The following is a 26,080-nucleotide window of genomic DNA, read 5'->3' as shown; positions in this document are numbered from 1 at the left end:
AAAAATGTACAATTTAGCGCTGCACGCCGTCGTGAAAATTTCTCTCCTGTCGTGCAGCATTTTTTCAAGGTGAGTGAGAAACTAGCTTTTGATGCTATATCGAACAAAAATTATTTTTAAGCTAATAAGTGTTGTCGAACTTGCGTCACCAATTCATTTGTCCAGTAATTGACAAGTTCAGCGGCTTCAGCTTCCACCATAACTCGAATGAGTGGCTCTGTACCAGAAGCGCGGACTAAAACTCTGCCAGAATCTCCCATTGCTGCTTCGGCGCGGGCGATCGCCACCTGCAAAGCCTCACATTCTTTCCATCCCAAACGCTTGGACTTGTCCTCAACTCGGACATTTTGCAACAGTTGCGGGTAGGTTTGAAAGCTTTGAGTCACCATTTCAGATAGGGAAACGCCAGCTTGTTTGACCAAGGCTGTTATGTGTAAGGCTGTCAGTAAACCATCTCCAGTCATGCCATAATGACGGCAGAGGATATGACCAGATTGTTCGCCTCCAAGCATTCCTCCAGTCCGCATCATTTCCGCCTGGACGTGCTGATCACCGACTGCTGTACGAGTAAATTGCCCCCCAATTTGCTTCCATGCTCTCTCAAAACCTAAGTTTGCCATAACAGTGGAAACAATCAGATCACTCGGGAGTTCTTGTTTTTGCTTTAGCTGTTGTCCCCACAGATAGAGGATGTAATCACCATTAACTTGTCTTCCGGTGTTATCTACAGCCAAAACGCGATCTGCATCGCCATCAAAGGCAAAACCCAAATCAGCATTGTGTTCTTGGACTGCTGCTTGGAGAATTCCTAGGTGAGTGGAACCGCAGTTGACGTTGATGCGATCGCCATCTGGTTTATTATGCAAGCAGATGAGTTGAGCTCCCATCTCCTTGAATACGGATGGCGCTAAACCAACAACGGCTCCCCATGCCAAATCTAAAACAATTTTCATGCCCTGAAAATTGACAGCACCATGCAGAGGTTTTTTCAACGCCTCAACATAGTTCCCCACTAAATCCAAGCGCGAGTAATACCGTCCGCACTGGTTACAATTCGCAGAAGCAACACCTCTCAACCCTGCTTCTATTTCCGTTTGCAACCTTTGGGATAGCTTCATCCCATCTGCACCAAAAATTTTAATGCCATTGTCTTCTGGTGGGTTGTGGCTTGCAGAAATCATGACTCCACCTATTGCATCGGTGACGTTGGTGAGATACGCAACGCAAGGAGTTGGACATAGCCCCAAATGCCAAACTTCTAATCCTGCTGCTGTTAACCCTGCACTCAAGGACATCGCCAGCATATCGCTAGAGTTTCTAGAGTCCTGTCCTAGGATCACTGGTCCTGGGTTTAATGCGTGACTACGCAAAACAGTACCTGCCCAAAAGCCAATTTGCAATGCCAAGGGTGCAGTGAGCAATTCTCCCACTCGTCCCCGGATACCGTCTGTACCAAATAAGGGTGTTGCCAGAACTGATGTTAAATTAAGCCCTAAACTGCTCTCATTCACTTCCTTTTTCAATTCATCAATTTTGGAAGTTGAGCTTCCTAATATACCGTTTTGAGTTTGAGTTATGTATGAAACCATAAATAAAAAAACTCCACACAGTCACACTGGAGAATAACACTATAAATTCTATTCAACAATTCCTGCTGGATACCTTTTAATCGGGATACTTTATTATTTCTTGTTTTTACATTGTTTCATTTTTTGTCAAAATCCTTGTCAGTATTTTTAAGTATTTTCTTGTACTTATAAAGATTTTGTAAACTAAAGATTTTTACTGTGATGAAATAAAAACTTACTCTCAAGATTTATCACAAGAGCACGGGAGCATTTCAAAAACCTGGTTTTTGCTGGAAAGAACGAGTTTTCGTGAGCGAAACTCAAACAAACCAGGCTTTTTACCCGAATGCGTGACTCATGTACCGGCTCTGTGGGAACTCAGAAATATGTTTGATCCATCTAAACTTAAAAAATTTTAATATAAATTCTCATCAAATAGTTCTACTGTAACGTTTTAGTGGCTTTTGTAGCCGTTCGTCAATTAGACTTCAGCAGTTGACATTTTAAAGTTGAGCAAATTTAGCATGAGCAGCAATTTAGCAACAAAATTACGTGTCGGGACGAAAAAAGCCCACACCATGGCAGAAAACGTTGGTTTTGTCAAATGTTTTTTAAAAGGAGTCGTAGAAAAAAACTCCTATCGGAAGCTAGTCGCTAACTTCTACTTCATCTACTCAGCAATGGAAGAGGAGATGGAGAAGCACGCCAATCATCCGATTGTTTCAAAAATTAATTTTCCTCAACTTCACCGTAAGCATACTTTAGAGCAAGACCTTACCTACTACTATGGGGTAAACTGGCGCGAGCAAATCCAACTATCTGCAGCGGGTAAAGCTTATGTGCAGCGCATCCGGGAAATCTCTGAAAAAGAACCAGAACTGTTAGTTGCCCACTCCTACACGCGATATCTTGGAGACTTGTCTGGTGGACAAATTCTCAAAGGCATTGCTCAAACTGCGATGAACCTTTCTGATGGGCAAGGAACTGCCTTCTATGAGTTTGATGACATTCCTGATGAGAAGGGTTTCAAAGCAAAATACCGTCAAGTTTTGGATGAACTACCAATAGATGATGCGACAGGCGATTGCATTGTCGATGAAGCAAACGCCGCCTTTGGCATGAACATGAAGATGTTCCAAGAGTTGGAAGGCAATCTCATTAAAGCGATTGGGCTAATGCTTTACAACAGCATCACACGTCGTCGTACACGTGGTAGTACCGAACTCGCAACTGCTGAGTAAATACAATTAGAATAATCTTTTCATCAATTGCTAGGGGCGGCGTCCCTGGGATGACTCTTGTAGAAAGGGAAATCGCGGGGAAGTTGTCCCTAGTTGCGTCTTGAGTAATTCACGCATTCGCAATCCGGAGAAATTCAAAAATAAGAAACAAGCGTGCTGGTAAGCACTGTACCTAATACCTGTACGCACTTCTTTCGGCGTGATAGCTTAGCTTGATTGTAGAGTTGGGGTACTTCCAGCAGCTTAAGATAAAATCGCAATGGTGCTCTCTAATCTATCCCCAACTTGATGAAAGCTGATCGCAAACCAACCCCTAAAATGACTTTACCTAAGTTTGCTCGCCCTGAACTACTCGCCCCTGCAGGTCACTGGGACTGTGCAAAAGCTGCTGTCGAAAATGGGGCAGATGCTATCTATTTTGGGTTGGATCGGTTTAATGCACGAATGCGGGCGCAAAACTTTACAGAGGCAGATTTACCCAAGTTGATAGAATTTCTGCATCGTCGAGGGGTAAAAGGATATGTCACTCTAAATACACTAATCTTTCCGCAAGAACTAAGAGAAGCAGAGCAATATCTTCGTACGATTATTACTGCAGGCGTGGATGCAGTTATTGTCCAAGATATCGGAATTTGTCGTCTTATTCGTCACTTCTCTCCAGATTTTCCCATCCATGCTTCCACGCAAATGACTATCACTAGTGCAGCAGGGGTGGAATTTGCGAAACTCTTGGGATGTCAGTTAGTAGTACTTGCTCGTGAATGCTCCTTAAAAGAAATTGAGAAAATCCAGCGTCAAATAGCACAACAAGAAACCTCACTTCCTCTGGAAGTCTTTGTTCATGGTGCCCTGTGTGTCGCATATTCCGGTCAGTGTTTGACGAGTGAGGCCTTAGGAGGACGTTCTGCAAACCGTGGCGAATGTGCCCAAGCTTGCCGAATGCCCTATGAGTTGGTTTCTGATGGTAAAATAGTAGACTTGGAAAATCGTAAATATTTACTCAGCCCTCAAGACTTGGCTGGGTTAGAGGTGTTGCCAGAATTGGTGAAAGCAGGGGTGAGTTGTCTCAAGATTGAAGGTCGCTTGAAAACGCCAGAGTATGTCGCGAATGTGACCCGCGTTTACCGAGAAGCCTTGGATCGAGTCATGGCAGATTTGGATGGAGGGGACAAGAAGACAACAAAACAAGAAGACAAGGAGAAATTCTCCACATCTTTTCAAGAACACTACAACTTGGAAATGGCGTTTTCTCGCGGACTGTATACAGGTTGGTTTCGCGGTGTTAACAATCAGGAACTGGTTCATGCTCACTTTGGTAAAAAACGCGGAGTGTATTTGGGCGAAGTCACCCGCATCAGCAATGAAAAAGTAACAGTACGGTTACAAGCCCCGGTGAAAGCAGGTGATGGTGTTGTTTTTGACTGCCGTCACCCACAAGCGCAAGAAGAAGGCGGTCGAGTTTATGCGGTGGAACACAAAGGAAAGGAAGCTGTGCTGACGTTTGGTCGCCGTGACCTCAACTTGCGACGCATACACGCGGGAGATAAGATTTGGAAAACCAGCGACCCAGAACTTGAGAAACAACTACGTCAGAGTTTTGCTGGAGAGAACCCACAATTTCAGCGTCCAATTCACATAGAGGTGTATGGAGAAGTTGGTCAATATTTAAGGGCGATCGCCCGCGACGAACTAGGTCACATTGTCCAGGTAGAGTCTACAATCCCCCTTCAAGAGGCGCACACTAAACCCCTCACCAAAGAACGTTTACAAGAACAGTTCGGTCGTCTTGGCAACACACCCTTTTGTTTGGGAACCTTGACAAATCACCTCAATGGTGCATTCATGCTACCCGTCAGCGAATTGAACCGTCTACGACGGGAGATTGTAGTGCAGTTGGAAGAGTTGCGTTCTCAACCCAAACGCTGGCAACTCCATCCTCAAGCCTCCCTCTCAGATTTACTTCCTCCTCCCTCCCTCCCTCTCTCGCTCGCTCCCTCCCTCTCTCGCTCGCTCGCTCCCTCCCTAATTGTGTTAGTGCGAAACTTAAAGCAACTACAAGCTTCACTGGAAGCGGGAATCAAAACACTCTACTGTGAATTTGAAGATCCCCGCGCTTATCAGCAAGCAGTGCAGATGGTACGCCAGGCAAGCAGAGGAAATACTCAGCACTCCATCTGGGTTGCACCTCCAAGAATCACCAAACCTGGAGAAAACTGGATTTTGCAACAGGTGCGTTCTTCTGAGGCGGATGGCTATTTGATACGGAACTATGACCAACTCCAGTTTTTTGCCAATGACCGTTGTGTAGGAGATTTCTCTCTCAACGTTGCTAATCCCTTAACAGCGGATTACTTTCAGCATCAATTTGGTTTAGAACGAGTAACAGCGTCTTACGATTTGAACGTCACTCAGTTGGAAGACTTGCTGACAAGTTGTCCACCCCAATGGTTTGAGGTGACGATTCATCAACATATGCCCATGTTCCACATGGAGCATTGTGTTTTTTGTGCCTTTCTCTCTCAGGGAACTGACTACACCAACTGCGGACGCCCTTGTGAGAAGCATGAAGTGAAATTGCGGGACAGGGTGGGGACAGAACACATTTTGCAAGCTGATGCCGGTTGTCGAAATACAGTGTTTAATGGCACTGCTCAAACGGGAGCCGAATACGTACAGCACCTGATAGAGTTTGGTGTACAGCATTTTCGTATTGAGTTTGTTAATGAAATACCAGAAAAAGTGACACAAACGATACATTATTATCAGCGACTGCTACAGGGGGAAATGACTGGCTCTCAACTGTGGCGGGAGTTGAAGCTACAAAATCAGCTTGGTGTGACTCGTGGTCCAATGGGAGTGAATCCAAGTCGGTGACATACTCCTACACTGACTCTTCGAGTACAGTGTAGGCTTCCAAGACAATCCGGCTATCGCTTAGGAGGCTCTTGGCTTTAGAAAGAACGGAATGCCCTACCGCTCTCTCTTACAAAGCTTGGATCGGAGGAAGCCTCCGCTCCAACTTTGCGCTATTTTTGATGTTTATCGCTGCATTATGGTCACGGTCTAGCGAACAACCACATTGGCAAGAATGCCATCTTTCATGCAGTTTTTTTGGAACTTTAATACCACAACTAGAGCAATCTTGCGATGTGTTTTTAGGATTTACAGCTACAATTAGCAAACCAGCATTTTCGCAAAGTCTGCCGGGGAGAGTACTCTCTCCGGCGAGCTTTGCGGCTTTGTTTGATAGTATTGATAAGAAGCTTGACCATCCAGCGTCATGTACAGATTTAGCTAGTTTGGACTTTGAAAGCCCTTTAACGTTGAGGTCTTCATGAACTACAACATCATGTTTTGACAGCAATTGTTTTGCTGTTTTGAAGTGAAAATTCTTACGTTTATCCGCAACTTTTTTGTGCTGCTTACCCAGTTGTTTAATGGCTTTCTGCCTACGTTTACTCCCTTTCTTTCTTCGAGAAACACGTTTTTGAATAACACGTAATCGCTTCTGAGATTTGCGGTAGTGTTGAGGAATAGCAACTGTTTCACCCTCGGAAGTTGTTAGAAATTCCTTTAAACCAAGGTCAATACCTGTTATCAAATCAGGATTAATGTCTGGTTTTACTGTTGGAACAGTTAGGTCTTCTAGACTCAGAGTTACATAGTAACCATCAGCTTTTTTCGTGATAGAAGCAGTTTTTACCTTGAATCCATCTGGTATTGGGCGATGAAAGATAACTTTGATTTTCCCTAGTTTTGGGAGATTTATCAAATTACCTTGAATACAATCATCCTTTATCTGTGGATAGGTAAAAGTCCGGTAACGGTCACGAGACTTAAACCGAGGTCTACCACTTCTCTTTCCATTACTATCTCCACTTAGAAAACGGTCAAATGTTATTTTTACTCGCTTGACCACATCTTGTAATACTTGTGAATGAATTTCACCGTAATGAGGATGAGTCTTTTTAAGGCTGGGTAACGTTTTCTTTTGAGAGTAATAATCTGGGTTCTCTCGTAATTCACCGAAGTGACAAACAAGTGGGCAAGCGTTGATTGGACAACGATTTTGCTCATACCAATGGAACCTATCCGCCAACAAATAGTTATATTGCGCTGCAAGCATTGATAGCCATCTATCTATTTCAACAGCTTGTTGTTTTGTTGGACGTAGTTTGTACTGGTATGAAGTTCTCACTTGTTTCTCACCTCCTTTGTTATAAACATGATAGCATAAACGCAAATACGTTGTGTAGGCAGCCATGAAAAATAAAGCATTGAATTTAAGAATCTCCGAACGCAGATTAAACAAGTTGCGCTGGTATTCAGCTTGGAAAGATAAGACTATGACTCAAATACTTGAAGACTTCATTGATTCGTTACCAACTCCAGAGATAGGGAATCAAGTCGCTGTCTCCACTCCCGCGTTAACTGACAGTCAACATAGGTCGGGAGATGCGACTTGATTCCCCGCCTTATATCCCGACACCAAGCTGAGTACAGCTATGGTGCGGGGCTTACGGCGAACAAGCTAAACACCACGTTTCTCAATAATCTCTTGGTAAATCTGTGCTGAATGAGTAGGTTGGCGCTGCAGGTCTGGGTCAGTATCTAGGTCAATGTGATACAATCCAAAATCACTGTGGTGGTCAAACTTCAGACCCCACTCACGGTTAGAGGTCATGCTCCAACACATGTAACCTTTCACATTCACACCTTCGTGACAAGCGCGTTGCACTTCACGCATATGCTGGCGGATGTAGTCTTCTCGCTTGACTGTACTATCTGCCACATCAACGCAGCCATTCTCGACAATCAAAATCTCTTTGCCAGGGAACAGCTTGGCGTGAAACTTAAGCATGTCGTATAAGACACCAGACCAGACTGGCGCATTAGCATAGCGCCCAACGGCTGCATCCATTAATTGCTTGATGCGGTTGATGCGCAAATTGCTGATGCCCCAGTAGTAGTCAAATCCGACAAAATCCTGTTGACCGACGCACTCTTGAGGACAGAGAAATGTTGGCAATTTCCCAGCCATGCCAAGATGCCACCAGTTACTCGTCAGCGACGTTGAGAGAATGCTAAAAATCTTCTGGATGGGGTCAAAGATTCTCAGCATAGAGTGCAGCAAGGGCAGACGTTCTTCACTTTTAACGGGACGAAACATGACTTTGTTTGGATCGCCAAAAATTTGTTGTGCTACAGCACGAGCCAGATCAATTTCTAAGCCGCTGTATTTCCCAGCCTCAGGATCGCGGTAACCAAAGCCAGGAACATTATCTTTGACAGCAACAATCAAGTAACCCCGCTTTTGAATGCGACTGAGTAGGCGTTTGGGCAAGGGTTGGTCAGGTATAATTGGGCGTCCAACGTCTCGACCAGTAATGTCACCTAAGGTGGAGCGCCTACCTAAGCGTGGGGGTTCTGGTGGCACGGGTTGACTGGGGAAGTAGCGAGAGAAGCTGTCTGCCCAAGCTCCAGATTCCTTGAATTGTCTGACTGCTATGTCTACTTGGTTGAGCAATTCGCGATCGCCCTTAACAACAGCTACAGCATAAGGCTCTTGAGAAAGCTTATCATTCAGCAAGCGATACTGTCCTGGATATTGCTGTATTAGTCCTAACAGAATCGTGTCATCAGACAGGATCGCGCTCACCTGTTCGTTGTCCAGGGCTCTGAGTGCTTCTGGATAATTCGGCAAGACTTTAACACCACTGACCGAGGGAAGCAGTTGCTCCACCATCATTTCAGCAGTCGTACTTTTAACCACTGCCACCGTTTGACCAGTCAAATCTTGAGGGTGTTGAATTGAACTTTCAGACTTCACAAGCAGGGTTTGTTCTGCTATGTAATAAGCCTCCGAGAACGCCACTTCCTCTTGTCGTTCCTCGGTTACAGTCAAGGTAGCAATAAGCATGTCTACCTGCCCTTTGTCAAGCATTGCACGCTCTGTAAAGCGTTTGCCTTGAGCAACTAAGTCTTCTTTACTGCGCAGACGCGTCACATTGAAATCTACAATTCTTTGCAACCACAGGGGTAAACCTAGAAGCATGGGGTTTGCTCCTACCTGTGCATTTGGATTGAACTGCTTGATGATAGTTCTGGCTTTGGTGTGTGCCACAAACAAATTTCGCATCAAATCACCTACAGCATTCATCTGCTGTCCCATCGATGCACCTCTTGGCAAACCGGGGGGCATAAAGTATGCTCTTTCCCACCAAGGTTTCACGTAGCCGTAGATCAGCTGACTTGGTTCATTAAAAGTAATCCAGTAGCGCACTAAATTGCCAAAACGCTTAGCAACTTCAGTTGCGTAACTAGCGTACATTGTCGGAAAATTCTCAGCAATCAGACCGCCTCGTCCTTCCACATGCAGAGGATGAGTGAAGTGGTGCAGCGTCAAAATTGGTTCCATGCCATGTGACCGGATAGTTGAAATGAGTTCCCGGTAGTGGTCAAAGGCTTCTTCATTGAACTCTCCAGGTTGCGGTTCTATCCGCGACCAAGCCAGAGAAAAACGGAATGCTTTACAACCAAGAGACTTTGCAAGGGCAATATCTTCGGCGTAGCGGTTCCAAAAATCAGTTGCACGACCGCGTGCTGTGAGACCACGGCGTTCCTCCCATTCATCTCGAATGTCTCGATAGCGTGGGTCGTAGGCTTCAACTTGGTGGTCGGCGGTGGCAACACCGAACAGAAATGATTTGCTTAAGGGTGAGAAGTTCGACATGAGGTAACTCCTTTTGAGATGATACTTAAAGTGCAAATATAGTTAAACTGATACAATAGTGCGCTCCGCTAAGCGCTGAGCTGCACCGTGGTCGTGACTAGGAAGATAGACTGTGGGAAATTCTTGCACGTACTGCAAAATACGCTTTAGGGTTTCTCGAGATGTTTCCTCATCTTGAGCAACGCCGTCAACAATCTGATCCAACAACAGTTGCAGAGTGTAAGAGGCATCACCGGCAAAAAAGAAAGATAGCCCATCAGTTTGCACCAACACTGATAAATGCCCTCCAGTATGACCTTCTGTAGGAATTAAGAAGACATCTCCAGCCTTTGTCAGCGTGAAACTCTCTGGGAAAGGTCCTATTGGCTTTGGTTCATAATCAATCAAGCGAGGGGATAGCCACTCTGGCAAACGGTGGGTCAAATAACCTCTTAGCTGTCCGCGCCAACCATCAGTCAGCTCGATCTCTCTACGAGAGAGAATAATTTCTGCGTTGGGAAAATGGTGCAGACCACCAATATGATCTGTGTGCAGATGGGTCAGGATGACCTTGCGTACATCGTTGGGTTCGATCCCCAAGGCTCGCAACCGAAAACCAACCTCATCTTCAGGTTGTACACATGGTTTTATGCTCATTTGAAAATAGGGGTTCCACCAAGGAAAGTAGCCTGGTTCCATGGCGCGTGCAGTTTCCCCCGTATCGACTAAGATAATCCCTTCTGGATGCTCAATCGCCCAGCTATAAATAGGTAAAGGCTCAGTCCAAGTCCGGTCAAGAATCGTATTGACCAGACGCATTGTTCCACGACCTTTGCCGTGGCACTGACAGTTTTTGATTGTTACAAGTCCGCTTTGAACAGCATGAATACGCATTGTTACTTTACACTTTGGTGGTTAAAGTCATTAGGTTTTCTGGCGGGATCAGATTTTCTTTAGCAACAGTCTCTGATCTATCGCGCCTATTTCAGTATTTTTCACTCTGCTAGCGTAAGCTTTTGCAACACAAGCACAGATCAGACGGTCGGCGGATACATCTGTTGCATTTATCCTACTGACCTAGATACTTTGCGTTGTAGAGATGAACCAGCCGTTCAGGCGTATCCCATCCTGGGCAAGAAATTTTATAGCTCAACCCCAGCTCTTGCTTGAGGTTAGTCCACAGCCCTGGCCGCTTCGGCGCAATTACTAGCCGCACCGAATTCGCTACTACTAAAAGGTATAGCAGCAAGACGATGGCGCTCAGCCAGATAAACATATTCACGATATTCACAGCACTACTCCTTTAAATAATCGCCCGCTTGGAATGTTCAGGTTGAATAAATATCAAACCGTACCTTCAACCCATCACGCGGGGTTGGAAACAAGTCCCGGTTCAATTCCAGATTCTGCGGCAGCAGTTCCCAGGTATAGCGACGCAGCAAATGCACCGCCATTACCTTGAGCAGCACAGTAATCATGTCTTCGCCAGCGCAGCGATGACCGTCTTTTGGTCCTGCGCCTTGCGGTACATAGCTGTTTTCCGGTAGCGCTGTCAAGTTTTGCGGAGCAAAGCGACAAGGCTTGAAACGTTCCGGTTCGGGAAAGATTTGGGAAATATGCATGGTGGTATGGATTCCGGCGACTGCGCCCCAACCTTTCGGAATGCGGAAGTTTTGAAACTCGCAGTCTTTCTTGACTGTGGCGAAAAAAGTGGCAGCGTTGATGGGATAAAAGCGGCGGAGTTCATAAGTGATTTGCTCCAGATATACCAGCTGCTGCAACCGCGCCATATTCAGAGAGCCATCGGGAACGTGTTGGCGGACTTCTTCCCTGGCGCGTGCCATAATCTCCGGATGTTGAGCCAGGGTTAGGGAGAGCAAGGTGAGCACGACATAAAAACCTGAATAAGCCGCAAATAAGAGGTGCATGACCTCGCCGCCTAGCTGTTCGTCGGTGAGGGTGGTACCATCCTCACCATGCGCTGTTAACAGTACTCCCAGTATATCTTGCTGAGGTTGCTGACGGTGGTGACGGATCGCCTGGGCGACGTAATCGAGCAACCAGTCACGGCTTTGCAGCGCCCGTCCGTAGGCATTCCAACGCAGGTTAATTGGTACTGTGGAGAAACCTTTGATAAAAGTGTCCATGATTTCTCCCACGGCTTCACTTGGCGTATCAGGGGATGCACCGGCAAACAGAGCATTACTCAGAGAAGCCCCCAGCTTCCGGTATTCAGGTAACCAGGCAAAGCTGCCGAGCTGTTCCCAGCGCTCAAGGTAGTAAGTGGCAGTCTGCTCTATGAGGGGTATGTATTTGTCGAAAGCCTGCGGAGTAAAAGCCTGGAGAATCAGGCGTTTCCGGCGGCGATGTTCGTCACCGTCCAACAAGGGCAGGGAATCCCAGTCGAACAGTTCCTGTATCGGGTGAGGATTGGCATCCTTACGAGTGAAATATTCCTGATTAAGAAAGAAGGTAAAAGCTTGCGGACCGATAAAGGCGATGACGGGTTTGCCGAACAGGTGGGTTTTAAAGACTGGACCGTACTTTTGAAAGCGCTGCCGGTAAAAGCTATGGATATCCCAGGCCAGAGCAATAGTCTCCCCAATCAGGGGTAGACCCAAGGAACCGGGCGGCAGGGGCTTATTGTCGGTGTTTTCTTCTCTATCTTTACCATTAAGGGTCTTTTTAACTCGAACGAGTAAGCTGATCACAACAGCGACCGCCAATATGATTCCCAAAGCGCGGGTAAATCCCTGTTGCAGAATCAGAGTGGCTACCAGGAAGCTCAACTCAATGTAAATATGCGCTCCGATTCTTTGGATTTTAATCCAGGTTGCTTGAGAAGCACTAAACCATCCTAAACCTACATCCAATCCCCACCATAATATTAGAATTAAATTGCTCGTAGCAATCATAGCTTCAAAAGCTGCAAAAGTCTCTTTGAGACTGCCATCTATGACAAACAGATCGTAGAATGAATGAACTAAATAAGCCAAAAAGCTAAACGTCCATAATAGTAGCCAATACTTGTACGTTTTTTCTGACTCTCCAGGCAATATATACAAACAAATTGCTGGAATCAATAGCACAATACTAGCCCAAAATGAGTAAAGAGAACGGTAGAAGTTCAAGTTTTGGGAAAGTTCGGGTGCTAATAAAACTGCAATAATTAGAATTCCAAAAACAACGTAAGTATTGGCAAATTCATCAATGGAAATATTTTTTCTTGCTTTAGTAATTGCCATTTGTTCATCCCTGAAGTTTTTGAAGTCTGTTGGAAGTAAATAGGTGAATGATGTTGATTGCTAATAGCCACTGGCTAATTTTTATTTGTTAGAACTGACAAATCGACCACTTTTTTTACGAAAAACATTGGTTTTCTCTGTGAGTTTCTAGGCATAAACCCCGCTTCTTTCATGCCTGTACGTAAGTCCTGTTGTTCATTGTCTTTCTGCCATTAGCTATTAGCCTGAGCTACCCAAAAATCTTAAAGTGTCTTTAGATACTCCAATAAATCTTCTAGAGCGGCCTTGTCCCAACCAGTTCCCCGATAAGGCCAAGGATAGTCATGCCCTTTGTTAGAGTTGCCCTTAGCATCGGTATCGAATGTAAAGTAGTGTTTCTCATCTGGTTCAGTGGGTGAAGCCAAACCGACATCAACCGAGTCGTAAAGGTTTTCTCCCCGATAAAAAATCTCTCGACGAGGTTTGAGATTAATTAACTCTGCCAATGTCAGGACACTACCATTGTGCAAGTATGGAGTGCGGGCAAAAACTGATTCCAGGGGAGCATTTATGTAACCTTTGGTGTCTCCTAGAGGTCCCGGTCTGATGTTTTCTCGCTTAGGCTTTAAGGGGTTAGTATCAGAAAAGTAAACCTCAACAGCATCGGGCAGCTCCTTATAATAACGATAGTTAAGTCGTTGTGAATCGGTTTTAATTTCCTCGATCGGCGTAATCAGACCTTGAAGTTCTCCTTTCACCCAATTGCCATCTTCAAGATTGCGATACCCGTGACAAGTGCTGCAATGCTGCATAAAGACAGCACGACCGCGTTCTACCTTCTGTGCATCAAGCTGGATGCCTTGGTTTTTGAATACCTCTGTATATTTGGGTCCCTGTAAGTTCACCGTATATTCATTGGCTTGGACAACATTGTGAGAAATTTCTGGCACTACTAAGTTATTAGGGGTGGCTCCTGCTGCCACGGCAGCAAGCACGCTGCGACTGAGACTATCTCTGATGCTACCGTCATACTGCGCCCACTGACGATTTTTCTGCTCGTACAAGGACGGGAGTTTGGAAAAAGACCTGTCCGACGCGGCGGGGCGATCCATAACAAAATGTACCAATTCTTTGAAAGGTTGGGTGCGGGCAGGACCATTGGGTTCAAACTCAGAGTTTCTCAGGTCTTTGCCACTATAAGGAGCATCCCATTTAGGCAGTGAAGCCTGTATTAACGGCCTAGCATTCAACAACCAAAAACCAATCATAGTCTTCTCAATAACTCCTAAAGGTTTTTGGTACTTAGTTTCATAAGCCTGCACAATGTTGTCTAGGGTGAGACGCTTTTCATCAAGAAGGGACGTTTTAACAGCGTCGAGCCATGCAAACAAGTCTAGAGAGGTACTTCCCATTCCAGTGACTACGACGCCCTCATCTCCCTCAAACCTTCTGATCTTGGATGTGTGACACAACGCACAGCTAAAGCCTACGAATTTCACAGGGGAGGACCCTCCAGATTGAGGACGATAGTTAGAAAGGCTAAAACCCACTGGTAGTCCTTCGTTCTCGTCCGGCTTGCCCCTGACAAATCCGAACTGCTGAATCCAATCTCCTGCGTCTTTGCCTGCTGGTTGAAATTGATCGCGAAACAGATCGGGAAGAACTTGAAAAACTGGCAAGGGCATTAACTCAGTGCCGATACTCCCGTGTAAAAATGCCTCTTTTGGGGATCTAAATTCTGGTTTGACCCAAGTTAATTCAAAGAACAAAAATCCAAAGGTCAGCACCAGTAACAGAGAAATGAGGGATATAGCAGAAATACGGATGATTTTTAGCATAGTTGACCCTAATAAAAGCGTGAGGACAGTCACTTAATGTGGTATTTGATACCAAGTTGCAGTCAAACAGCCAACTTGTCATACTGTAGACGCTTTGCGGTGAGCCAGTCCGGTGGTAGTCGCCGAGGTCTTGGTGGTTTCCCCAAGGAGGAACTGCGGTGCAAAGTCCCAAATCCGACGGTTAGTGCTTACCCCAAAGCTCCGAATGTTGAGCTTGACGATCGAACAGAGCCGGATCGTAGAATTTCTGGTAGTACTCCAACTCTAAGTGGGAAAACTGGAGCCAGATGCCAGGAACATGGAAGGCATCAATGTGTGCTGGAAAGCGACCATAGGTTTCGTAGATATAGTTGCAGATATCTTTGGTGTACTGAATCGTTTCCTTGGAGTGGGGTTCGGCGTGCCGTAGGAAACCTTCTGCACTTCCCATCGCTCTGTAAGAGCGAGCAAACACTTCCTTGTCTCCATAGGCTCCTTGGCTACCGTACTTGTCCTCAATGACCCGATCAACAGCCTCATCCATAGACTGAACATAGGGCGGACATAGCCCTTCTAGCAAGCCATCAATACCCACGGGGTTAGGTTGAGAAGCGGGTGGCGGTGACCAACGACTGTTCTTAGGAGTAGGTTTTTCCATACGGAAGCCTAGACCATACCACTCTTTGGCGGAATTGCGTTCTAGAATGTAGGGCTGGAAGACTGACCCATGCACCCAGCCACCCAAGCCCATTGCCTGACCGATGAGCATCAAATTCTGCAAGATAAAGAAGCACTCGTGTTCGGTACGCATCGTGTGGGCAAGCCCCAAGGGGACGGTGTTGTTAGGATTGACAAAACCACCTTGAATTCTCTCAATTCCGCCGATAGGTTGATAGGGAATCTTGGGAGTTAGTCCCAGGTGCATTCCTACCCAAGCTAACCAATCTGCCCAACTTCTGGGGCGAAACTTCTGCCAGTCATCCATAAACAGTGGTCGTTGACCGTCAGGTTCAGAAAGCAGAATCAGCAGAACATTAATGTATTGACGGGTACAATCGACCACTGGGAAAAAGATGGTTGTACCCGGAAGGTTAGAAATTTGCTTATTCCAGCCAAGGTAGTAGGGATAAATGCGCGGGAAATCCAAGCGGCGATCGCTGATTTGATGCTTGAGTGCAGCAGCAGCTTTCAGCCAGTGTTCTTCTGACCAATCCTCCCATTTGGGAGGTAAATTGCCGAGGGCTTCTAGCGCCTCGCGACCCTTGAGCCGCTTAATCAGCCAGATGCCTTCGTCGTCGATCATGAAAAAGGAGGTCGCTTGAGAATTGTCAGCGCTACTGCCTGATCGGGCAGGTATGTTGAGAAAGGGAGTTCCCAGTTCCTTACCGCCTTCAGGTTTATACAGAGGTCCATCGTGGGTTGTGATTCCAGTCATCCCCGTGGCGACAATCAAAATCGCCTGTTCCAGGGGACTGAGGGGGTCTGGCTCATTTTCGCTGCTATAGCTGAGTTCGCCTGCCGAAATCGAGGTACCACGGGCTAATCTGCGGGTCCGTCGCTCAACAATTGCTTCCATCAACGGGTAGCGAAATAGCTCTTTTAGACCAGGGTGTTGCTTCGCACTCGATGATAGTGGTTCACTGACTAGCTGATTAATCTCACTCATTTGAAGTTGCCTCAAGATTGGACTGAGAATTGGGTAGGACTAATGCACAACAGGCAAAGAAACCGGGTTTCACCGAAACAGACTCCAAACTGTAACAAGCGTTTTTCTCAAACAAATCCGGTTTCTGCATCAGTTAATTTTTCAAGACTGATTGAACTTGTCTAGTTCTGTCACGATGGTGGGAAAAACGTCCATTGCCGCGTTTTTGCCCATGAAACAGTCCATGTGCGCGTAATGAGGAATGACGTGGCGCACATACAAATCGCTGCCATTTTTCTCGCGCAACAACTTGTAAGTGATTTCCGAACCCTCAGGCAGGAAAAAGTCGTTTTCCGCACCGTGAATAAAAGCAATGGGAATGGCTAGGCGTTCCAGGTGAGGTAGGTAGACATCTTGACCATGCTTGTTAACAATGTGCCCTCGATTCAGGATGAGAGAGATATGTCTGAAGAAGGTCATATTACCTGGCCCAAACATCTCGTGGATGGCATTGTGGGTCGCTTCGTTCAGTTGCTCGTGCTTGTACACTTCTCCATACATGAAGAGAATGCGTCGGCAAACAGGACTATTGCAGCGCTCGTTGGTAGGATACAGCTTTAAAACCTTGTCATAAAGCCGATCCTGCCAATCGGCACCCTTATCAAAATCTGGGGTCAGGGTCTCTACCCCTAGCACCGTCAGAAATGAAGCTAGACGCAAACCCGCTTTGATCTCGCTTAAAGCTGGACCTCTAGGATGGGTGGTTAGTTGGGAGCAAACAGCCGAACGCACTCCTTTTAGACCCGCCAGTCCAGCCATTAGGAAGGACATGGAACCGACGCAGTGACCTACAACCTGAACTGTTTGAGCTCCAGTTAGGGCACGCACTTGGTCAATTGCTGCCGGCCAATCGTAAAGCGCTATTTCATCAGCCGAAAACTGGGTAGTGGCAGATGCTAGGTCGGCACTGGCACGATAATCAAATAGCCAAACATCATAGTTGTTAGCATACAAAAGTTCCGGGAGGTTTGTCTCCACGGTATCGATGGAAAATGCCAAGGTAGAAGTGCCAAAGCCCGGAGCTAGGATAACTGGTCCTTTTGTTCCGCCTTGATACCGGGTTAGTCGTAGTTGCACTCCGTCACTGGTCTTGAAGAAATGAACCTGGGGAGCTGCCATCCGCAGGGGTCGCTTTCGGCGGGGTGGAGCGTCTGCATTGAATACCTTCGAGGGGGCAAATATTCCACCGTAAGTGTTAAACAAGATTCCGGCAAAGAAACGTCCAAAGCGAGCAGTTTCTTTGAGCCGTTGCTCAACACTATCAGTATTGGTTATCCGCAATGTAGACATTTGACGCATGAAATCTGCTGGTTGAATCTTCAAAATTCCCCGACCCAAGACGGGACTGTCAATACTGTCGCCGTCATACACAGTGATGTACAGTGTGGTAGTATCTGCCCACAAGTCAATACCAGGGTCATCTCGTACGACTTTAAAGCCTTCAAGGTAATAAACTTTACCGTTCTCCGCAGTCATTTTCATCCGATAGACCATTCGCCGAGTATTGACCTGCTCTGGGTCGATGATAAACAGGTTGAATTCTCCATCGGAAACTGTTAATGCTTCAGGCGAAATAGCTGATGCAGCGACAGTACCAACTATTCTGGCTTTGTGGTTCTCATCGGTGAGCATTTTCTCCAAATCGTGGGAGATGACGGTAAGCGTGAATTCGAACTCTGAGCTATCCTGCTTCCCTTGGTGTGCTGCACGTTGATAGTCCTCTTTCACTTGAGTGGAAAAGTAACCGCGCATTGTTTCAGTAAACTCAATCCCCGGTCGCAGTGGTAGCTGCGGTGTTACGGGAGTCGAGGGTAAATCGTAGTTAATGTGCCATCCGTGGTCTTTGGCAATCAAAGCGCAGCATCGTTCTGCTATTGCTGAAATGGTCAGCAGGGGATTAACGCCAAGAGAACGAGGAATGATTGAGCCATCGCAAACATAAAAACTGTCATGAACTGCTGTACCATGACTGCCAGAAAACACTTGTCCTTTATGGTTGACAACACCCCGTTCAGCGTCTTCTGCCATGGTGCATCCACCTAAAGGATGTACGGTAATCAAGTCTTTTTGGAACAGTTTGCTCCAAATGGGGTTGGGAATTTGGGTACCACCCAAAGGTATCGTAGCTTCCACTAGACGGTTATTCACGCGCTCAAAAATGGGTTGCTTGCCTACATAGTCCCAGTCGATACGCAGGCGATCATTCTCCAAGTACATCCGACCATTCGCATCGTCATGGGTCATAACCAAGTAGGTTTGAGTGTTCTTGACTGCTCCTTTGTATGGTCCAAACAGTAAACTTTCTAATTCGCGCTTTTGTTCTTTGACAAGGTCCGCAAAGCCGGTGTCTGTATCCTTACCTAACAGCTTGGCTGCTTTAGCAAAGGCTACAGAGAGTAAGGACGAGATTCCACCAGGAATAGAACCCTCCTCAATAACCATGCCGTTATCTAACTGCGGCTGTTCCCGCATATCAATAATTCCGGTGATGCAAGGTCCTACGGGTTTCATGTCCTTTGCGGGACGGCTACCAAAACCGATACCATTAATGGTTTGATCAGTGTTGTAACCAAATGCCAGCACATCACCGTTACCGGTAAGGTGATTTCCTAACTGCTCTGACACAGGTAAACCATGAGCGGCAGACCGCAGGAGAATTTCTGTAGAGCCAAGGGTACCTGCAGCCAAAATAACAATATCAGCGCTGACGAACAAAGTTGGAGCATTAAATTTCTCGCGTCCTGAGTCGAGCAATTGGTAGTGAACCAGCCAGCGAGCCTTCTGCGAAGGAGATGCGCTCACGTCCTGCCGTTCAATTCGCCGCACGGAAACTTGTGTATAAATTTCTGCGCCGTGGTTTTTGGCATCCGGCAGGTAATTCATCAAAACAGTGTTTTTTGCTTTGTGATTGCAGCCAGACACGCAATCACCACAGAGATTACATTTCTTTTGTTCTACACCCACATGATTGACTCCATCTTGGAAAGTGACATTAATGGGTGGTCGATAAAAATTTTCATTTAAGTATTTCGCGCTCTTTTCCAATGCTTGTAACTTTGGCAAGGGCGAAAAATCTTGGGGATACGGCGTGGGTTTGAGCATCTCCTCAGCACGACGGTACCCTTGTGCCAATAAGGTATCTACATCATCGCGTAACCCTTGAGGCCAGTGCGGATCAGCAAAGACGCGAGGTTCGGCTTGTAACGACACATTGGCGTTGACAAGCGATGTGCCACCTAACCCACACCCAACAAATACATTAATATCTTTATTAACGTGAAAATCATACAAGCCTGTACGTGAACCAATATGCTGCTGAGGTAAGTCTACCTGCATTTCGGAAACTGCTTCTACCTCGGTGTCTGGGTACTCTCCGGGTTGAAATTCTTTACCTCGCTCTAGCACACATACCTGCTGTCCGGCGCGTGCTAAGCGTGAAGCGGCGATCGCACCACCATATCCGGAGCCAATCACAACAACTGTATAGTGATTTTTTAAATTTTCAATCGGGCTTGATAAACGCGTCATTGTATTCATCCCTTGGGATACTAACAATTGCTTAATAGCCTTGTTCTCAAAGGACTATCAAACTCTAGTTTTTGATTGCTAAGACTTAAGCATTGACAAAAGTGCGAAAATGTGTTTTTCCTACATATTTCCGTAACAGAAGTTAAGCTTGGAGAACTTTCCTTCTGTATTCCTATATAAGTGTTAGCAAAAACAACTTATGCACTTTTGGGAGAGCAAGACTTGTTGCTTAAGGAATACAATTCCTACGTCAAAACCAAATTATCCCGATGAACCACGGTTTCCGCGTTAACATAACCTAAGATAGCGGGAATTTCACTGGAACGGCGTCCGCGAATCTTTTGTAGTTCAGTGCTGTTGTAGTTTACCAATCCTCTGGCAATTTCATGACCGTTTTGATCGCACAGCTGTACTGCTTCTTGAGTGTCAAATTCTCCTTCCACTGCGGTAATACCAGCAGCTAACAACGATTTGCCAGAACCAGAAATTGCTCGCACTGCTCCCTCATCCAAATAAAGTTTGCCTGCAGGAACCAAACCGTATGCTATCCAACGTTTACGAGCAGAAGTTGGTTCTGGTTGCGCCTCAAAGTGAGTGCCAATGGCTTCGCCTTGTAAAATTTTTTCTATATTATGGGGATATCGTCCTTCAGTAATGACGGTGCGAACACCAGCAGCAATCGCAATTCGTGCTGCAGAAATTTTGGTCACCATACCACCAGTACCCCATTGGGAACCTTGTGTACCTGTTTGTACCTGTAATTGTGCTAACTCTTTGATGTTGCTCACTAAAGCTATAGGTTGCGCATCAGGTACAGAACGGGGATCGGCTGAGTAAAGTCTATCAACATCGGTGAGCAAAAATAACCAATCTGCTTCTACTAAGCTAGCAACGAGGGCAGACAGGGTGTCATTGTCCCCAAATTTCAGTTCCTCAACTGCGACTGTATCATTTTCGTTGACCACTGGAATGACTCCTAGTTCGAGTAATTCCCTAAATGTGTTGTAAACGTTAAGGTAACGACTGCGCTGAACCAAGTCACTACGGGTGAGCAAAACTTGGGCAATTGGTTGTTGCAGTGTCGTAAATAAATCATCGTATACCCGTATTAACCTGCCTTGCCCGACTGCTGCAACTGCTTGTTTGAGGGCGATCGCCTTGGGGCGTTCTGTTAAACCTAGCCGTCCACAACCAACTCCTACAGCGCCAGAGGATACTAAAATGATTTTGTACCCCTGTCGTCTCAGATGTGAAAGAGTTTCTGCTAAAGTCGCAATTGTGGAAAGTGCCAGTTGTCCGGTTTCTGGTTGAGTCAGGCTGGACGTACCAATTTTGACGACAATTGTTTTAGTCATGAGTTCTTTTGTTAAACCCTTTTACTCATCCGCCTACGAGCTACAAATTCAATTATGTCCCTTGTGCGTACACGCAGGACATATTCTGGCTGCTGACACCTTCGTTTTTTCTTGGTGAATTCTTCTTTATATCAGTCAGAGATGGTTTCGTCGTTGCTAAAATGTGAAGCGCCAGACCCTCTATAATGTTGAGGCTGACGCTTCACTTTTTTATACTGACTTGTTATTGTTTGGAGTCTTTATTTTGGCTGACCCCTTTGTTATTTATACTTATTATGATTGCAGGTTTTTATTTGAAACAAAGTTTTTTTTATTTTTTCTTTAGATTTACTTTCCTGACTATTTATCAACTTTTGTAACTCTCTTTGTTTTAGGAGTAATCGAAGCACCGAGAATTTCAGAGATCCAAACTTCAAAGTTGCGTATCGGATGGGAACGCAGAGCAACATCTGGATGAATGATCGGTTCTACCAAAATCGTAAACATTCCTAAACGATTACCTGCTAAAACATCAGTAAATAACCGATCCCCCACCATCCCTACCTGGTGTACGGGTAAATTCATTGCTTTGAGTGCTTCTCGAATTTTACGTCCTGAAGGCTTGGCAGCACCCAGGAAGTAAGGTAGATTGAGCGATCGCGCAATTCCACCAATCCGGGTTTCACTCAGGTTATTACTCACTAACCACAACTTGACAAAAGGGCGCATTTGTTCTACCCACTGCTGCAATTCTACAGAGGCTGATGCGACTCTAATGGGTACTAATGTTTCATCTACATCCAACACTAGCCCCTCTAGCCCGTATTTTTGGATCATGTCTGGTGTGAGGTTCAACACTGAACCTTCTAAAATTAAGTTAGGCTCTAGGAGATTGTTGCAGCGCATAGTCATTAGTCATTAGTCATTACTCATTGGCTTCAAACAAAGAACACTCCCAGCCAAATGTTTTTTTGGGCGAGGGCGCAAAGCTGTGCGATTTTCTCAGAAATGGGCGAACGAATCAAACCAGTCTTTTCTAAACAAAGACTGATTTTCTGTAAACCCGTTCCTGGAGAGATTTGAATTTGCACCCATTTTTCCTTTGTTATCTGCTATTGCACCTGCTTTGAGCGCGAGGGCTGGGTGTGCTTATTCTACTTCACTACACCCAACGAGCGCCATGTGCAAAATCAAATGGTAAATGGTAGAAAAGCCAAAATGAATGAGTGCTTGTGTGAATTTTGCCAACAATTCATCCAAGTACAAGATGATCATAAAATTCCTAATTCAAAATTAGAATCTTTTATTTTTCTAATTTTTCATTTGGATTTTTTTTACTCGACTTCATTAAACAAATGTTCTTCCAACAGCGGTTGGACTTGGCGAAACTCTTCTGGGGAGAGCAATTCTGGTTTACCAGTTTTAGATATTCGTGCGAAAAACAGGAGTGGATCGAGGGGAGTGTAAATTGCATACTCCTGTTCGTCGTGGTAAAAGCTCGATAGCAATTGTAATTGCTCTGGCTCTAAATCTGCTCCTTCGTCTTCAATCTCTAGGGTAAAAAGTTCTGACTCTTCGACTGGTGGTAACTCACCTGCAACAGTCAGAGCATAAGCTGTATGCTTCAAAAGCAAATTTTGCTCAGAAAGAACAGCCTGGGCGATTGTAAAAATCTGGTCAATGATCGTTTCATCTTCTACCAAAATAGCTTCTTCTTCTTCTTCTTCACCTTGCCAAGCAAAAATCTCTATTGGTGAGTCAACAGGAAGCAGTAAAACATATTCTTGACCATCTACGGTGAGTGAATGTTCAATGTAACATTCGAGTGTTCTGCCTTTGTCATCAGTCAAAGTGATAGAACCAGTACGAGTCTGATCATTTTCTTCTGGGAAGTCTGAGGAAAACATAGCCGAGATATTGATTTTTTTACTAAAAACTACTAGCAATTGTCAGAATAGCAGTGATTGTTTCTTTTAACAGATATTATTAATCAAAATAAAAGCAAAACTGATTAATACATTTTAGAATATCATGTCAAAAGCTTGCATCAATCAGCCGAAACCAATGTGTCTTTTAAACGAGAGCGTCTTGTATCCAGCCATTGTTGTAAGATGAGAGATGCTGCTTTACGGTCAATTAAGGGTTTATGACGAGAGGGCGAGCGATTCTCTGCTATAAGCATCTGCTCTGCCTGAAATGAGGTTAATCGCTCATCAACGTATTCTAGAGGTAGTTTGAGAACCTTGGCAAGTTTTGTCGCAAATTTCTGCACTTGACGAGCCTGAAACCCTAAAGAACCATCCATAGAATAAGGTAACCCAATAATTAAAATTTGCACTTGCCGCTCATTGATCAGTTGTCGCATTTGCTCCACATCCCGCTCAAATGAGGTGCGCTCTATGGTCATGATACCAGTTGCTATCAAACCAGTGCGATCGCACCCTGCCACACCAATACGTTTGCGCCCAACGTCTAACCCTAAAGCAGAAATAAGCTTCTGCTGTTGCTTTTTCTCTGGATGAGGAGGTGGTGAGGAAGCGACAAATGGCAGAGAGGACAAAGCAAAAGGTTGTCCTTCTATCCCCTTGTCTGTTTCTTCGCTTGTTTGTTTGTCTGTTTGTCCTTGTTTAAAAACCACTACGAACTACTCCTGTTGTGCATCTGCCGACTCTTGCTGGCTAGATGCTTCCATGCTACAGTTATTGCGCAAAAATACAACAGTTTCTTTTGTCGTATTCGGTTGTGCTTTTCTGTCTGGTGACACTGGCTGTCCTGGTTGTACCCATGACATACCACCAGGAATGGGTTTACGTGCTGGTTGTAAACCTTGCAACATTTCTGGTAATTGAATTCCTTCTAGAGATACGAATTTTGATTCCCGCAGTTTATGCCACACTGAGCGAGACATCATTAAAGTGTGCTCTATACGAGCTGCACCCATTCTCTCCAAATACTCTTCTCTCTCTGGGTGATAGTCTGCTGAGATGAGTTGTAAAGCCTGTGGAGGAAAATCCTGTGCTATTCGAGCTAATTGAGATAGTAACTCTGGATACAACCAGGTATAAGCTGGGTTAACTGTCAAGGTTGCCACATGGGGCTGTTGACCTTTACGATCTAGTCGCACCTGAAAATAGCCGATCGCTGCTTTGCGTTGAGGTTCAAAAACGTAACCACTTACGACTTCTACTTTCGTCACCCACTGCTTGATTGCTTCTGTCAAAGTGCCAAACAGACTTGTTTTAAAGTCATCAGCGTTACGGTCAAACACTTGCCGTACCAATGGTGGCATTGATGCCGTATCAAGTTGATAAAGCAGCTGAGCATCAGCATTACTCACTGGTAACAGATTCGGTAAGTCTGGTTGTGATTTCGCCAATTCTTGAAGTAACTCTGGTTCTATTTCCCAGTATGTCATTTCTGCTAGGCGCTGAAACCCATTTTTGCGATAAAGCGCCAATGCATCTTTGTCGTTGACATCGACTTCTAAAAGCCAAGTCCGAGCTTCTAAAATTGATTCAAAGCAATAGCGTAAAAGCTGTGAGCCTATTCCTTGTTTCTCGATCCCACACTCTAGCATCACGCGGTCAACCCTCCAGGTGCTACGAGTGCGGTTGAAAGGTGATATTTGAATCATCCCCAAAAGGGTACGCCCTTGTTCTGCTACATATGCACAAAAACGATACCGTAATGGATTAGGAAACCAACTCACAAACTTGAGTAATCCATACCACCGGCGCAGCCATTGCATCTGCCGCGTTGCATCACAGGCTCCCTTGGGGGTTTGGGCTGCGAATGACTCTTGAGTTAGGCGCTCCAAGACGTCCAAGTCCCGATATTGGACTGGTCGGATAATAACGCTAAGATTTCGCTGAAGTAATGAAGTCATTTTCATTCGAGCCGCCATTCAGCTTGTAATAACTGGGTCAAAGGAACTGCTGCAATAATCTTAACGGCTTTGGGCGACTTTCTATTGAGTCAAAAGGGTGATTTTCGTAACTTGAAAATGAAAAGCCAGATTCTACGAGAACAGTATGAGCTTTCTCCTCACAAAATCTACTTCTATTTTACTCGATCTTAACATGAACTTAATATGACATCTGACTCGAACTAAATTGCTCTACGAGAAACTAACTTTTCAAAATGAGCTTGTGTTTGATGGAGTAACTGCTCCCTGCTGTCTTCCAAAGACTGCTTTAGGGGTGGAACCAGATTGCGAGCTTGCAGAGCCATGTGAAGCTGTAGATGAGCAACATATTCACTAAAATCATCACGTACTGTATTTGTGCTCATTAAGGAATTTGATTCCGTTACCACTGTGTTCTCCTTTAGTTTTTTCCGGTTGTCACTGCACATTACCAATAATTATCACGTTGTTTTGCTTATCTTCTTACTTCGCAATGAAGTTTAATGTATGGCAGAAAGAATGTTGCAAAATTTTAATTCCCACGGCTGTTAAACTATAGCAAGCGGATGTTTAACAGCCGTGGGATTCTTGAATTATAGGGGTTCTTGTGAACTTACCCTCCTGCTTTGCATCTTGGTTGTCTGCTCGACGGCTGGCTGCACACCCTGGATTTAGGACGGGATTTAGGACGACTTGAGCGGGCTGCGGCATCCCTATCAGTTGTGTCGCCGTAATTTTCAAATACATGAACACGTTCTGACAAATCCTTTTTGCCTGTTTGGGTTCCACAGCTCGGGCAAATCTGACTTATCTTTCTACTATCAACTTTTGTATTCGTTGGGATATTTCGCGATTGTCCGAACTTAACCTACCCAATCACAGTTCGTTTAACAAACCCAGACTTCAATGATTCTTTTTGTTCTTGCAGACCGCAACTTATGAGAAAATAGTATTAATAGATACACAATCTCAAACCACTGATCTCTTCAATACAAGCGGCAAAAGTTGAGTTTTTATAGTATAAACCATGTAGATTTAGGTAACTGT

Annotated in this window: 18 protein-coding genes and 1 pseudogene; 3 read left to right on the top strand and 16 right to left on the bottom strand. The window is 45.3% G+C overall.

The genetic code is table 11. The features are described 5' to 3' along the window. Positions 1-116: 116 nt before the first annotated feature. Entirely contained in the window at positions 117-1,589 is a 1,473-nt protein-coding gene (gene glmM / locus DP117_RS06225) for a phosphoglucosamine mutase (protein WP_169217453.1), read from the bottom strand. Positions 1,590-2,092: 503 nt separating this feature from the next. Between glmM and DP117_RS06220 the strand changes: the two genes are divergently transcribed. Then, positions 2,093-2,809, top strand: a complete 717-nt coding sequence (locus DP117_RS06220; protein WP_169217452.1) for a heme oxygenase (biliverdin-producing) — start codon at positions 2,093-2,095, stop codon at positions 2,807-2,809. A gap of 288 nt (positions 2,810-3,097) precedes the next feature. After that, entirely contained in the window at positions 3,098-5,683 is a 2,586-nt protein-coding gene (locus tag DP117_RS06215) for a U32 family peptidase (protein ID WP_169217451.1), read from the top strand. A gap of 7 nt (positions 5,684-5,690) precedes the next feature. Here DP117_RS06215 and DP117_RS06210 read toward each other — a convergent pair. Continuing rightward, positions 5,691-7,007, bottom strand: a pseudogene (locus tag DP117_RS06210) (transposase). Positions 7,008-7,071: 64 nt separating this feature from the next. On the opposite strand from DP117_RS06210, the gene DP117_RS06205 reads away from it, so the two are divergent. After that, positions 7,072-7,275, top strand: a complete 204-nt coding sequence (locus DP117_RS06205; protein WP_169217450.1) for a hypothetical protein — start codon at positions 7,072-7,074, stop codon at positions 7,273-7,275. Between the two features lie 65 nt (positions 7,276-7,340). Here DP117_RS06205 and DP117_RS06200 read toward each other — a convergent pair whose 3' ends face one another. From DP117_RS06200 to DP117_RS06135, 14 genes are all read right to left on the bottom strand, one after another. Then, positions 7,341-9,542 (bottom strand): family 1 glycosylhydrolase, encoded by a 2,202-nt coding sequence (locus DP117_RS06200; RefSeq protein ID WP_169217449.1) that lies wholly within the window; start codon positions 9,540-9,542, stop codon positions 7,341-7,343. Positions 9,543-9,584: 42 nt separating this feature from the next. Further along, positions 9,585-10,415, bottom strand: coding sequence for an N-acyl homoserine lactonase family protein (locus DP117_RS06195; RefSeq protein WP_169217448.1), 831 nt, complete (start codon positions 10,413-10,415; stop codon positions 9,585-9,587). A 434-nt stretch (positions 10,416-10,849) separates the two neighbouring features. Then, complete coding sequence (locus DP117_RS06185; RefSeq protein ID WP_248277546.1) at positions 10,850-12,766, bottom strand: cytochrome P450; 1,917 nt, start codon at positions 12,764-12,766, stop codon at positions 10,850-10,852. A gap of 242 nt (positions 12,767-13,008) precedes the next feature. Continuing rightward, on the bottom strand, positions 13,009-14,583 hold the full coding sequence (locus DP117_RS06180; protein ID WP_169217447.1) for a cytochrome c: 1,575 nt from the start codon (positions 14,581-14,583) through the stop codon (positions 13,009-13,011). Positions 14,584-14,764: 181 nt separating this feature from the next. After that, positions 14,765-16,228, bottom strand: coding sequence for a hypothetical protein (locus tag DP117_RS06175; RefSeq protein ID WP_169217446.1), 1,464 nt, complete (start codon positions 16,226-16,228; stop codon positions 14,765-14,767). Positions 16,229-16,369: 141 nt separating this feature from the next. Further along, positions 16,370-19,795, bottom strand: a complete 3,426-nt coding sequence (locus tag DP117_RS06170) for an alpha/beta fold hydrolase (RefSeq protein ID WP_169217445.1) — start codon at positions 19,793-19,795, stop codon at positions 16,370-16,372. 245 nt (positions 19,796-20,040) lie between these two features. Beyond that, positions 20,041-21,150 carry a glutamate 5-kinase gene (gene proB, locus DP117_RS06165; RefSeq protein WP_169217444.1) on the bottom strand — a complete coding sequence of 370 codons (1,110 nt, stop codon included), beginning with the start codon at positions 21,148-21,150 and terminating at the stop codon, positions 20,041-20,043. 339 nt (positions 21,151-21,489) lie between these two features. Further along, on the bottom strand, positions 21,490-22,035 hold the full coding sequence (locus DP117_RS06160) for a YqeG family HAD IIIA-type phosphatase (protein WP_169217479.1): 546 nt from the start codon (positions 22,033-22,035) through the stop codon (positions 21,490-21,492). 32 nt (positions 22,036-22,067) lie between these two features. Then, positions 22,068-22,220, bottom strand: coding sequence for a hypothetical protein (locus DP117_RS06155; RefSeq protein WP_169217443.1), 153 nt, complete (start codon positions 22,218-22,220; stop codon positions 22,068-22,070). A 58-nt stretch (positions 22,221-22,278) separates the two neighbouring features. Beyond that, on the bottom strand, positions 22,279-22,404 hold the full coding sequence (locus tag DP117_RS36885; RefSeq protein ID WP_282440257.1) for a hypothetical protein: 126 nt from the start codon (positions 22,402-22,404) through the stop codon (positions 22,279-22,281). A gap of 59 nt (positions 22,405-22,463) precedes the next feature. Further along, on the bottom strand, positions 22,464-23,036 hold the full coding sequence (locus DP117_RS06150; protein WP_169217442.1) for a DUF3727 domain-containing protein: 573 nt from the start codon (positions 23,034-23,036) through the stop codon (positions 22,464-22,466). A 140-nt stretch (positions 23,037-23,176) separates the two neighbouring features. Next, entirely contained in the window at positions 23,177-23,680 is a 504-nt protein-coding gene (gene ruvX, locus DP117_RS06145; protein ID WP_248277550.1) for a Holliday junction resolvase RuvX, read from the bottom strand. 93 nt (positions 23,681-23,773) lie between these two features. Next, the gene (locus DP117_RS06140) at positions 23,774-25,033 is read right to left on the bottom strand and encodes a GNAT family N-acetyltransferase (protein ID WP_169217441.1); all 1,260 of its coding nucleotides are present in this window, start codon (positions 25,031-25,033) and stop codon (positions 23,774-23,776) included. Positions 25,034-25,236: 203 nt separating this feature from the next. Further along, positions 25,237-25,419 (bottom strand): hypothetical protein, encoded by a 183-nt coding sequence (locus DP117_RS06135; RefSeq protein ID WP_169217440.1) that lies wholly within the window; start codon positions 25,417-25,419, stop codon positions 25,237-25,239. Positions 25,420-26,080 lie beyond the last annotated feature (661 nt).

It is taken from the genome of Brasilonema sp. UFV-L1, from assembly GCF_012912105.1.
Taxonomy (GTDB): Bacteria; Cyanobacteriota; Cyanobacteriia; order Cyanobacteriales; family Nostocaceae; genus Brasilonema.
Note: the sequence above shows the minus strand (reverse complement) of the source record. Positions and strands in the feature narration are given on the sequence as shown.